This window comes from Subtercola vilae (assembly GCF_004923255.1).
Taxonomy (GTDB): domain Bacteria; phylum Actinomycetota; class Actinomycetes; order Actinomycetales; family Microbacteriaceae; genus Subtercola; species Subtercola vilae.
The window spans coordinates 1-11,560 of sequence record NZ_QYRT01000065.1; the positions used below are offsets into that span (position 1 = coordinate 1).

Consider the following 11,560-nt stretch of genomic DNA (forward strand, 5'->3'; position numbering starts at 1 on the left):
GCCATCGTGTGGTGTCCTTTGCGTGAGAGTTTTAGTCGGTTCTCACTGACCATCACACGGTGGCTTCTTACGTCGACGATGCAACGCTCAAGAACCCGAAACCCCACCACTCACAGGGACGTCACCCCTCTGTCACGATCACGATGGAGGTCTACTCACACGCCATCACGAGCCTGCAGCGGGACGCGGCCGACATGATAGGCGAGATGCTGAACAGTGCTACTGTGCCCCCCTCGATGCGGAGCCGCTATCGATCGCTGCAATGGCGGAGGATGGGGGACCCCGTCGCGCTGCCAGGGCAGCGCTCCTCCTCGAATCAGAGCGGCCACGTATGCAGAAAGCGCCCACCCTGTGGGCGAGCGCTTTCTGCATGGCGGAGGATGGGGGATTCGAACCCCTGAGTGGATGCTGCGCTTTCACTCAACTGGCGGAGGATGGGGGATTCGAACCCCCGAGAGCTTTCACTCAACACGCTTTCCAAGCGTGCGCCATAGGCCACTAGGCGAATCCTCCTGGCGGGTCGCCGCTGAAAAGTTCAGAAACGACCATAGAGCACTCTACCGGCAAACCCCGGCGCGTGCTGTGCGGCTGCGGCGCCCAGCCCGGCGCCCAGCCCCGGCACCGTCAGTACTTGACCGCCGCCAGCGCCTCGGCGAGGGGTGTGTCACCGCTGATCGCCTCGAACTGCGCACGAATACCGATACCGTCGACGAGCGCCGCCACCACGAGCGCCGCCACGTCGGCCCGCGCGATAGTGCCGCGCCCGGTGCTCTCGGCCAGCAGCACCTCGCCGGTGGGTGCGTCGTTCGTGAGGCCGCCCGGCCGGATGATCGTGTACTCGAGGTCGCGCGCCCGCACGTTCGCGTCGGCCTCCGCTTTCGCCCGAAGGTACACCTGGAACACCTCGTCTGACGTGGGGTCGAAATCGTCGGCCCCCATCGAGGAGATGAGTACGTAGCGGCGGATGCCCGCGATCTCCGCCGCGTCAGCGAGCAGGATTGCGCCGTCACGGTCGACGGTGTACTTGCGCTCGGCGCTCGAGTTCGGCCCGGCACCAGCCGCGAAGACCACCGCGTCGACACCCTGCAGGTCACGGGCGAGGGTACGGGCATCCACCCCCTCCAGATCGATGACCACGGGGATACCGCCCGCGGCGAGAACGTCGCCCGCCTGCTCGGGGTTGCGGATGATGGCGACGGCTTCGTGCCCGGCGTCGCTCAACAGTTTCTCGATGTGCAGGGCTATGGCTCCGTGGCCTCCGGCAAGTGCGATTCTCATAATTCAATTCTGCCGCTAAACTTGTACACGGCTCCCCGCGTGGCGCCATCCAGGCCAACTCCCCTAGGGCAGAAATGCAGCAAGGGTAACCGGGCTCTGGCGGGTGCGCGGGGGGTCTTTTCTGTTTGTGCAGCACCGTGCCTACACGCCCAGACGTTCGGTGAACAGCCAGTGCGCACACAGCCAGCACTCCATAAACTTGGAAAAGACGCCGTTCTGAGGCGCCGCTACTCAAGGAGAAGCGTGGCTCGCAGCATCTACATCACCTCGGCCGAAGGCCATTCGGGCAAGTCGACCATTGCGCTGGGCGTTCTGGATGTTCTGGGTCGAAGCATCGGCCGCGTCGGCGTCTTTCGCCCCATCGCCCGCTCGGTGTCTGAGCGCGACTACGTGCTCGAGATGCTGCTGTCGCACGCCGGCATCGACATCACGTACGAACAGGCCATCGGCGTCAGCTACGACGACGTGCACGCCGACCCCGACGCAGCACTCTCGCGCATCGTCGAGCGGTACAAAGACGTTGAACGGCTCTGCGACTCCGTGGTCATCCTGGGTTCTGACTACACCGACGTGGGCAGCCCCACCGAGCTCACCTTCAACGCCCGCATCGCAGCGAACCTCGGGGCACCCGTGCTGCTGGTGCTCGGCGGCCGAGCGGGCCAGGGGTCGACCGAGATGCTCGGGCACTCCGAGGCGCGAACCCCGGCCGACATGCGCCAGATCACCGAACTCGCCCTGGTAGAGCTGAAGGCCGCGCACGCCACTCTGCTCGGAATCGTCGCGAACCGGGCCGACTCGGCGAACCTCGAGAAGATTCGCGACGCCATCGCCAAGGCGGCCGGCGACGCGCAGGCGGGGCTCGCCATCGCCGCGCCGCACCGCGAAGTGATCGGCGCGCACTCTGCTGACGGGCCCACGCGCATCCCCATCTGGTCGATTCCCGAAGACCGGATGCTCGTCGCACCCAGTATGGCGAACCTCGTCGAGTCGACCGAGGGCACCATGATCAAGGGTGACCCGCGGCTGCTCGCCCGCGAGGCGCTCGGCGTCGTCATCGCCGGAATGTCGATGGTGAATGTTCTGCCGCGGCTGATGGAAGGCGCGGTCGTGGTGATCCCCGGCGACCGGAGTGAGGTGCTGCTGGCGGTGCTCATGGCCAACGCATCGGCCACCTTCCCGAGCCTCTCCGGCATCATTCTCAACGGCGGTTTCGACCTGCCAGAGCCCATCGAGCGGCTCATTGACGGGCTCGCTCCCTCGCTGCCCATCATCACGACTCCGCTCGGCACGTACGACACGGCCGTGCGCATCACCGGAACCCGTGGCCGCCTCGCCGCCGACTCGCAGCGCAAGTACGACAGCGCGCTAGCCCTCTTCGACCAGTACGTCGACGGCCCCCGACTGCTCGACCTGCTCGACGTGAGCTCGTCGTCGGTGGTCACCCCGCTGATGTTCGAATACGGTCTCATCGACCGCGCTCGCAGCGCACAACGGCACATCGTGCTGCCAGAGGGCACGGATGACCGTGTGCTGCTTGCGGCGGCAACAGTGCTCACCAGGGGTATTGCGCGGCTGAGCATCCTCGGTGACGAAGCCGACGTGCGGGCCCGCGCCACACGCCTCGGGGTGAGCCTCGAGGGTGCCGCCATCGTCAGCCCGTTCGACCCCGAACTGCGGGAGCGGTTCGCTCTGGAGTACGCCCGCATCCGCGCGCACCGCGGCATCACGCTCGACATGGCCCGCGACACCGTGACCGATGTGTCGTACTTCGGCACCATGATGGTGCAGCTCGGTCTCGCCGACGGAATGGTGTCGGGCGCGGCGCACACCACGGCGCACACGATCAGGCCCGCGTTCGAGGTCATCAAGACCCGGCCCGGGGTGTCGGTCGTGTCGAGCGTCTTTCTGATGGCGCTCGCCGACCGCGTGCTTGTGTACGGCGACTGCGCGGTCATTCCCGACCCGACGGCCGACCAATTGGCCGACATCGCCATCTCTTCATCGGAGACAGCGGTACAGTTCGGCATCGAACCGCGCGTGGCGATGCTGTCGTACTCGACCGGGTCGAGCGGTTCGGGCGCAGAGGTGGAGAAGGTGCGCGAGGCGACCCGGTTCGTGCGCTCGCGTCGGCCCGACCTGCTGGTCGAGGGGCCGATTCAGTACGACGCCGCTGCCGATGCGGCCGTGGCGGCCACGAAGATGCCCGACTCAGAGGTGGCGGGGCGGGCGACAGTGTTCATCTTCCCCGACCTGAACACCGGCAACAACACGTACAAGGCGGTGCAGCGGAGCGCCGGCGCCATCGCCGTGGGGCCCGTGCTGCAGGGGCTCAACAAGCCGATCAACGACCTCTCGCGGGGAGCACTGGTGCAGGACATCGTGAACACGATCGCCATTACGGCCATTCAGGCGGCGACGGCGGGGGTTGCGACGACCACGGGCGCTGCGAACGCGGTGGTCGACGCGTGAGCGGCGCGCGTGCGGTTCTGGTGCTGAACAGCGGCTCGTCTTCGCTGAAGTACCAGCTGATCGACATAAGCACCGAGCGGGTGCTGGCGAACGGGCTGGTCGAGCGCATCGGCGAGACGGCGGCGTCGCTGAAGCACACGGTGGCGGGCGCGGCGGGGGCCGACGAAGATCACCGCAGCGAGCATCCGGTAGCCGACATGGGCGAGGCGTTCAGCGCGATGATCGCCGCCTTCGATGCGTTCGGGCCGTCGCTTCGGGAGAACGCTCCTGTCGTGGTCGGGCACCGCGTGGTGCACGGCGGAAAGCGCTTCTTCGGGCCGACCGTGGTGACCGACCTCGTGAAGATCAACATCGAAGACCTGGCTGACCTGGCACCGCTGCACAACCCGGCGAACCTCGCGGGCATCGAGGCGGCGCAGAAGGTTTTCGCCGATGTGCCGCACGTTGCGGTATTCGACACCGCCTTTCACTCGACCCTGCCGGCGGCGGCCTACACGTACGCGATCGACGCCGAACTGGCGGAGAAGAACCGTGTGCGGCGGTACGGCTTTCACGGAACCTCGCACAAGTACGTCTCCGAGCAGACCGCCGAGTTTCTCGGGCGGCCGCTCGCCGAGCTGAAGACGATTGTGCTGCACCTCGGCAACGGGGCCTCGGCCTGTGCGGTCGACGGCGGGCGATCGGTCGAGACCTCGATGGGCATGACACCGCTTGAAGGGCTCGTGATGGGCACGCGCTCTGGTGATCTCGACCCGGCCGTGCTCATCTATCTGAACCGCAAACTGGGACTGAGTTTCGCCGAACTCGACGCCGAGCTGAACCGCAAGAGCGGCCTGCTCGGGCTGAGCGGCCGGGGCGACATGCGCGACGTGGTCGATGCCGCGGCCGCGGGCGACGAGCCGGCCCGCCTGGCGCTCGATGTCTACGCGCACCGCGTCAAGCAGTACGTCGGGGCCTACATCGCGCAGCTCGGCGGAGCGGACGCCATCGTGTTCACGGCCGGCGTCGGCGAGAACAGCGCACCCGTGCGGGCGTTGGCGCTCGCGGGGCTCGAGGCGCTCGGCATCCGTCTCGACCCGGCGCGCAACACCGCCTCTCGCGAGCGGGGCGCGCGGCGCATCTCCAGCGACGACTCGGCCGTCGAGGTGCTCGTCGTGCCCACCAACGAAGAACTGGAGATCGCGCGGCAGTCGCTCTCGGTGCTGTAGGGGTGCCGCTGTTCGCTGTTCGCTGTTCGCTGTCCGCTGTCCGCTGTCTGCTGAGTCGGTTCTGTCAGTCGTCGATCAGGCGTTTGCCGTAGCTGATCGCGCCGTCGGGCGCGTAGCCGATGGCGTCGTAGAACGCCAGCGCGTCCGTGTTTGCCGCGCGCACCTGCAGGTTCAGCTTGGGGCAGCCGCGCTCGATGAGCAGGCGTTCCGCCTCGGCCATGAGCTGCCGAGCGTAGCCGCGGCCGCGGTGGGCGGCATCGACCGCGAGGTAGTTGATCCAGCCGCGGTGGCCGTCGTAGCCGACCATGGCCGTCGCGATGACGACGGCGCCGGAATCCGCGGCGGTGCCTGCGTTGGCGCTCGCGACCGCGCCCGCGCCCGCAGAGCCTGCGCCGTCGTCGGCCGTCTCGGTTCCGACCAGGAACAGCTCCGGCTGAACGGTCAGTTTTCGCGCGATGTCGGCACGCGGATCGTTCCACGGTCGCACGAGGCCGGCCGCGTTCCACAGCTCGACGACGGACTCCGTTTCGGCGGCTTCGAACGGTCTGATCTGCATACGTCCACCCTAGAACCCGCCCCCGGGCATCCGGAACCCGCCCCCGCTGCCTCCCGCCGCCCTCCCGTCGGGGGTCAGGGGGAGAGGAGCTGCGCGGTGCGGTAGGGCATGAGCTGGCGCAGCACGATCGAGGTCGAGGTGCGCCGGATGCCCCGGCAGCGCAGGATTGCCTGGCCCACTTCGTACAGATGGTCGGCATTGCGGGCGATGACCTGGCAGATGATGTCGTCGGCTCCGGCGATGGCCGAGCATTCGATGACCTCGGGGATGCCCGTGAGGGCGGTGATCGTCTGGTCGAACAGCTCCTGGTCGACCTCGGCCGTGACGAACGCACGCAAACCGAACCCGAGCGCAGACGGTTCGATGCGCACGCTGTTCGGCCGCAGCACCGGTGCCGGCGTGCCCGACGCCCCCGTTCCGGCCGCGCCCGCCCCGGCCGCGCGACCCGCCATGCGCTCGAGCCGCGTCTGCACCGTCGCCCGCGCCAACCCGAGCCGCTCTGCCAACAGCATGACCGGCGCACGCGGCTCGTCGTCGAGCGCCCGCAGTATGCGCCGATCGGTGCCGTCGAGAGTAGACATTGTGTGCCCTTTCTGCGAGCCAAGACTGACGATACCGATCATATTGCACAGCCGAACGGATGCTCGTTGCGCACACTGTCCGGTCTTGTTGTACTGGCAGCATGACACAAGACCTCGAGGCGCCCGCCAGCCAAGCCCGCCCCGCCGCCCAGCCCCGCATCACCGTCGGCGCCTACCTCGCCACCCGCCTCGTTCAGCTGGGTGCCCCGCATCTGTTCGGCCTGCCCGGCGACTTCAACCTGAGCCTGCTCGACGAGATGCTCGCCATCGATGGCGTCGAATGGGTGGGCTGCACCAACGAGCTGAACGCGGCGTACGCTGCCGACGGGTACGCGCGCATCCGGCGCGGCATCGGCGCCGTCGTCACCACCTTCGGCGTAGGCGAGCTCAGCGCCATCAACGGCGTGGCCGGCAGTTTTGCCGAAGACGTTCCGGTCGTGCAGATCACCGGAATGCCCTCCACCGCCGCACAGTCGGCCGGCGCTCTGCTGCACCACACCCTCGCCGACGGCGCCTTCGACCACTTCGTGCGCGCCTACGAGCAGGTCACCGCAGCCTCGGTTGTCGTGCGCACGGCCACCGCCCCGGCCGACATCGACCGCATCCTGCTCACCGCACTGAACGAGTCGAAACCCGTCTACCTCGGCATCCCGGCCGACGTCGCTGTGTCGCTCGTCTCGGCCGCGAACCTCCGCTCACCGCTCGAACCGTTCGGCAGCAATGCCCGTCAGCTGCAGCGCTTCACCGAGGCCCTCCGCCAGGCCGTTTTCACGGCACCGAGTGCGGCAGTTCTGGTGGGCCCGCGCGTTCATCGCCGCCAACTCGAGCCGGTCATCCGCTCGCTCGCCGAAGCGCCCGGCGTCTACATCGCCACGCAGAGCGGCTCGAAAGCCATTCTCGACGAGTCGCACCCCGCCAGCGTCGGCACCTACCTCGGCGCCCACACCCGCACCGAGGCCGCTCGCCGCGCCATCGACGAGGCGCCCCTGCTCATTCTCGCCGGAACCATCATGAGCGACCTGCTCACCGGCTTCTTCACCCACCGCTTCAACCCCGACGACGCGGTCGAGCTCGCCGTCACCTGGGCGCGGGTCGGCGAAACCACCTTCTTCGGAATCCAGCTCGAAGACTCCCTGCGTGTTCTCAACGACGTGCTTCAGGATGCCCGGCTCGACCCCCTCGCATCGATCGACCCCGGCCGCCCGCTCGTTGCCCCTGGTGGAGCGGGCACCACGCCCCTCGACCACGAGGCGTTCTGGCCGGCGGTGCAGGGCTTCCTCAGCCCCAACACCGTTCTGGTGGCGGAGGCGGGCACCGCGTTCTTCGGAGCCATAGACCTCACCCTTCCCGACAACAGCGACCTGCTCGGCCAACCGGTGTGGTCATCGATCGGTTACACGCTGCCGGCCACACTCGGCGTCTGCATCGCCGAGCCTTCGAAGCGAGCGGTGCTGATCATCGGCGACGGCTCGGCCCAGCTGACCGTGCAGGAGTTGGCGACCATCCTGCACCGAGGCCTGACGCCCGTCATTCTGCTGCTGAACAACGGCGGTTACACCATCGAGCGGGCCATTCAGAGCCCCTCGGCCGTCTACCAAGACGTGACGCCGTGGAACTACACGGCGCTGCCCGCCGCCTTCGGCGCCGCCGACCGTGCCGTGACCCTCACTGTGCGCACCCGCGACGAGCTCGCGGAGGCGCTCGCGATGGCATCCTCGACCACCGACAAGGCCGTTCTGATCGAGGTCATGCTGCCGGCGCTCGACTCGCCGCGCCTGCTGACGGCGCTCGGCGAGGGGCTCTCGTCGGCGAATGCGCCGGTGGGGGCAGGCGCGACGACGCTGGCCCCAGCGTAGGCGATTGAGTCTCGGCGGCAGGGGGCTGAGTGTCGGTGGCGACAGTTAGCATTGGAGCCATGGTCACAGCCCTCTACCGCCGCTATCGACCTGAGACGTTTGGCGAGATGATCGGCCAGTCCCAGGTCACCGAGCCGCTGATGACCGCGCTCCGCACGAACCGGGTCAACCACGCCTACCTCTTCTCGGGGCCGCGCGGGTGCGGTAAAACCACGTCGGCGCGCATCCTCGCCCGCTGCCTGAACTGCGCAGAAGGCCCCACCGACACCCCGTGCGGTGTGTGCCCGAGTTGCGTCGAGCTGTCGCGCGACGGCTCGGGTTCGCTCGACGTGGTCGAGATCGATGCGGCCTCGCACAACGGTGTCGACGATGCACGCGACCTTCGCGAACGAGCCGTGTTCGCGCCCGCCCGCGACCGCTACAAGATCTTCATTCTCGACGAGGCGCACATGGTGACGCCCCAGGGTTTCAACGCGCTGCTGAAGATCGTCGAAGAGCCGCCAGAACACATCAAGTTCATCTTCGCCACCACCGAGCCCGACAAGGTCATCGGCACCATTCGGTCGCGTACGCACCACTACCCTTTCCGGCTCATCCCGCCCGCTCAGCTGCTCGAATACGTTCAGTCGCTCTGCGAGATCGAGGGCGTCGCTGTGGCACCCGGCGTTCTGCCGCTCGTGGTTCGCGCCGGCGGCGGTTCTGCGCGCGACACTCTGTCGCTGCTCGACCAGCTCATCGCGGGTTCCGACAGCAACCGCATCGAATACGAGCGCGCTGTCGCCCTGCTCGGCTACACCCATGCGTCACTGCTCGGCGAGGTCATCGATGCGCTGGGGTCGCACGATGCAGCGGCTGCGTTCGGGGCCGTCGACCGGGTCATCCAGACCGGGCAAGACCCCCGTCGTTTCGTCGAAGACCTGCTCGAGCGCCTGCGCGACGTCATCATCGTGGCAGCCACGGCCGACGGTGCCGCGGCGGTTCTGCGTGGAATGCCGAGCGACGACATCCTGCAGATGCAGCAGCAGGCCGCGCTCTTCGGGGCCGCCGAACTCTCACGCACCGCCGACATCGTGAACGCCGGGCTCACCGAGATGACCGGCGCCACCTCGCCGCGGCTGCACCTCGAACTGATGATCGCGCGCGTTCTCGTGCCGGCCAGCGACGACACCGCTCGCGGCGCGCTCGCGCGGGTCGAGCGGCTCGAGCGCCGCGTGGGGGTCGCATCGGCTGACGCTCTGCCGTCGTTCGGTGCTGCGGTGCAGGGTGCGGGCGGGTCGGCGGGCGGGTTCGCGGGCGGGCCGGGGCGCGGTGCTGACGAGTCTGTTGCCGGCTACTCGGCGCCTGGCGGGGTTGCGTCGCCCATTGCGCGGCTTCCGCTCGCGCCGGTGCCGGTTGTCGCGCCCGTGCCGGTTAGTGCTTCTGTGCCGGTTGCCGCTTCTGTGCCGGTTGCTGCTTCTGCTGCAGCTGACGTTGCGGCTGCTTCCGCGCCCGAGTCTGCGCCCGCTTCTGGGGCAGGCGTACCTGCTTCCGCGCCCGCCTCCGATGCGCCTGTTGTGGTCGTTGCGCCTGATTCTGACGCGGCACGCTCCAGTGCGGTGCCCGCCTCCGACGCGATCCCCGTTTCCCCGGAACCGGCTGCCGCCCCGGCCACTGCGGGCGCTTCAGTCGCTGCATCACCGGCACGTGCCGCAGAAGCTCCGACTGCGGCGGCTCACCTTGGTACGGTGCCCGGCGGGGTGACCTTCCAGCAGCTCAAAGACTCGTGGCCCGAGATTCTCGAGGTCGTCGAGAAGGCCAAGCGATCAGCATGGATGGTCGTCTACACCGGCTCGGTCCGTGCTCTTTCTGGCGATGTGCTCACCCTCAGCTTCCCCAGCGAGAACGACGTCGAGAGTTTCAAGCAGAAGCAGGCCCCCGGGCAGCAGGGTGTGAGCGAGTACCTTCGCCAGGCCATCCTCGAGGTTCTGGGGCTCCGCGTGAAGTTCATCGCCCGCGTCGACGCCCCGGGTCATTCGCCTGCCCCCGCCGCCTCGCCGATCTCCACCAGCGCAGGTGCGCCCCGCTCGCAGCCCAACCGCGCAGCCGAGCCCAACCGCGCGGCCGAGCCCAACCGCGCGCCAGACCGCTCAGCGTCACGCCCGCCCGCGGCTGGCCGCCCGCCCGCATCCCGTCCGACCTCGGCACCAACCCAGACAGCGCCGACCCAGACAGCGCCGACCCAAACAGCGCCGACCCAGACAGCGCCGACCCAAACAGCGCCGACCCAGACAGCGCCGACCCAGACGGGCGCGAAGGCCTCATGGCCGACCGTCGCCATTCCGGTGTCGGCCCCCGAGAGCGACGATGAGCCCGTGCGTGCGGGAGCCATCGTCGTGAACATCCCCGTGTCAGACATCCCCGACGACATTCCCGAGGGAGCCCTGCCCGAGTACGACGCGTCCGTGACGTGGGCCGACCCGGGCGACGACATCCCGTTCGACGACGGCCCCACCGATTTCGACCCCCGCGATGCCGCGCGCCCCCAGCGCCGAGCAGGCAACGGCGGTGCCAGCGCCACCGCGAGCCCCAGAACCACCGCACCCCCCACCTCGGCCGCCCCCGGCCAGCAGCCGGGCCTCGCAACCCGACCAGGCACCCCGGCCCAGCGCCAGCAGCCCGGAACCACACGCATCCCCCAATTCGGCGAGAAGCAGCGCTACGGCGAAGCCGTCGTGCGCGAAATTCTCGGCGCCAGCTTCATCGAAGAGCGGCCCGTCGTCGACCGACCCGCCCCCAACCGGGAAGACTAGGCTGCCCCCGCATGTACGAAGGAATCATCCAGGAACTCATCGACGAACTCGGCCGCCTGCCCGGCATCGGGCCGAAGTCGGCGCAGCGCATCGCGTTCCACATTCTGCAGACAGAGACGTTCGACGTCACCCGGCTCGCCGAAGTGCTGATCGAGGTGCGCGACAAGGTGCACTTCTGTTCGGTCTGCGGCAACGTCTCCGAACAGGACACGTGCAGCATCTGCCGCGACCCGCGCCGCTCGCAGAACGTCATCTGCGTCGTCGAAGAGGCCAAAGACGTGGTCGCCATCGAGCGCACCCGCGAGTTCCGCGGCCTCTACCATGTGCTCGGCGGAGCCATCAGCCCCATCGACGGCATCGGCCCCGACAACCTGCGCATTCGCGAGCTCATGCAGCGCCTCGCCGACGCCAGCATCGAAGAGGTCATCATCGCCACCGACCCCAACCTCGAAGGCGAAGCCACCGCGACCTACCTCTCGCGCCTGCTCACCGTTCTCGAGATCAGGGTCACCCGCCTCGCCTCAGGCCTGCCCGTCGGCGGCGACCTCGAGTACGCCGACGAAGTCACCCTGGGCCGCGCCTTCGAAGGTCGCCGCCTCGTCGAAAAGTAGCCGATAGGCTCGCCTCAGCACTGGTGCCGACGCGCCGCCACGTGCGCACGTCGCCGCACCCCGCTCCTCACCAGAACGGAACACACCCCATGAGCGACGACACCACTGCTCCGGATGCTCTCGCCCCAGCTTCGGCGGGGCCGCCGACCGCTGGCACCGCCCTCCCCGGCGCGACCCCCGTCTCCTCGCCGCCCGCATCCGCTCCGTTGCCC

At 68.5% G+C, this 11,560-nt stretch carries 8 protein-coding genes, 1 tRNA gene and 1 other RNA gene; 6 read left to right on the plus strand and 4 right to left on the minus strand.

All coding sequences use genetic code 11. The features are described 5' to 3' along the window. Window positions 1–425 precede the first annotated feature (425 nt). Together D4765_RS18165 and D4765_RS18170 are read right to left on the minus strand one after the other, a co-directional pair. Window positions 426–513, minus strand: a tRNA-Ser gene (locus D4765_RS18165). Window positions 514–624: 111 nt separating this feature from the next. Continuing rightward, on the minus strand, window positions 625–1,278 hold the full coding sequence (locus tag D4765_RS18170) for an SDR family oxidoreductase (RefSeq protein ID WP_136643728.1): 654 nt from the start codon (window positions 1,276–1,278) through the stop codon (window positions 625–627). Between the two features lie 26 nt (window positions 1,279–1,304). On the opposite strand from D4765_RS18170, the gene ffs reads away from it, so the two are divergent. From ffs to D4765_RS18185, 3 genes are all read left to right on the plus strand, one after another. Then, an RNA gene (gene ffs, locus D4765_RS18175) (signal recognition particle sRNA small type) lies at window positions 1,305–1,401 on the plus strand. A gap of 120 nt (window positions 1,402–1,521) precedes the next feature. Next, window positions 1,522–3,747: a phosphate acetyltransferase gene (gene pta, locus D4765_RS18180; RefSeq protein WP_136643729.1), complete on the plus strand. Its 2,226-nt coding sequence runs from the start codon at window positions 1,522–1,524 to the stop codon at window positions 3,745–3,747. Further along, window positions 3,744–4,955, plus strand: a complete 1,212-nt coding sequence (locus D4765_RS18185) for an acetate/propionate family kinase (RefSeq protein ID WP_136643730.1) — start codon at window positions 3,744–3,746, stop codon at window positions 4,953–4,955. The genes pta and D4765_RS18185 overlap by 4 nt, the downstream gene beginning before the upstream one ends. A gap of 64 nt (window positions 4,956–5,019) precedes the next feature. On the opposite strand, the gene D4765_RS18190 is transcribed toward D4765_RS18185, so the two are convergent. Beyond that, complete coding sequence (locus D4765_RS18190) at window positions 5,020–5,511, minus strand: GNAT family N-acetyltransferase (protein WP_136643731.1); 492 nt, start codon at window positions 5,509–5,511, stop codon at window positions 5,020–5,022. 74 nt (window positions 5,512–5,585) lie between these two features. Next, entirely contained in the window at window positions 5,586–6,092 is a 507-nt protein-coding gene (locus tag D4765_RS18195) for an Lrp/AsnC family transcriptional regulator (protein WP_136643732.1), read from the minus strand. 101 nt (window positions 6,093–6,193) lie between these two features. Between D4765_RS18195 and D4765_RS18200 the strand changes: the two genes are divergently transcribed. Genes D4765_RS18200 through recR form a run of 3 tightly spaced genes read left to right on the plus strand, consistent with a single transcriptional unit; the run spans window position 6,194 to window position 11,348 of the window. Next, a complete protein-coding gene (locus tag D4765_RS18200) occupies window positions 6,194–7,948 on the plus strand; it encodes an alpha-keto acid decarboxylase family protein (RefSeq protein WP_161580496.1) in 1,755 nt (584 codons plus the stop codon). 59 nt (window positions 7,949–8,007) lie between these two features. Further along, on the plus strand, window positions 8,008–10,737 hold the full coding sequence (locus D4765_RS18205; RefSeq protein WP_136643734.1) for a DNA polymerase III subunit gamma and tau: 2,730 nt from the start codon (window positions 8,008–8,010) through the stop codon (window positions 10,735–10,737). A gap of 11 nt (window positions 10,738–10,748) precedes the next feature. Continuing rightward, complete coding sequence (gene recR / locus D4765_RS18210) at window positions 10,749–11,348, plus strand: recombination mediator RecR (protein WP_136643735.1); 600 nt, start codon at window positions 10,749–10,751, stop codon at window positions 11,346–11,348. The last annotated feature ends 212 nt before the right edge of the window (window positions 11,349–11,560 follow it).

What these genes read in the sequence shown, in the direction of transcription:
- D4765_RS18170 (WP_136643728.1), bottom strand. Translation starts at nt 1,278, where the DNA reads ATGAGAATCGCACTTGCCGGAGGCCACGGAGCCATAGCCCTGCACATC.
- D4765_RS18190 (WP_136643731.1), bottom strand. Translation starts at nt 5,511, where the DNA reads ATGCAGATCAGACCGTTCGAAGCCGCCGAAACGGAGTCCGTCGTCGAG.
- D4765_RS18195 (WP_136643732.1), bottom strand. Translation starts at nt 6,092, where the DNA reads ATGTCTACTCTCGACGGCACCGATCGGCGCATACTGCGGGCGCTCGAC.
- D4765_RS18200 (WP_161580496.1), top strand. Translation starts at nt 6,194, where the DNA reads ATGACACAAGACCTCGAGGCGCCCGCCAGCCAAGCCCGCCCCGCCGCC.
- D4765_RS18205 (WP_136643734.1), top strand. Translation starts at nt 8,008, where the DNA reads ATGGTCACAGCCCTCTACCGCCGCTATCGACCTGAGACGTTTGGCGAG.
- recR (WP_136643735.1), top strand. Translation starts at nt 10,749, where the DNA reads ATGTACGAAGGAATCATCCAGGAACTCATCGACGAACTCGGCCGCCTG.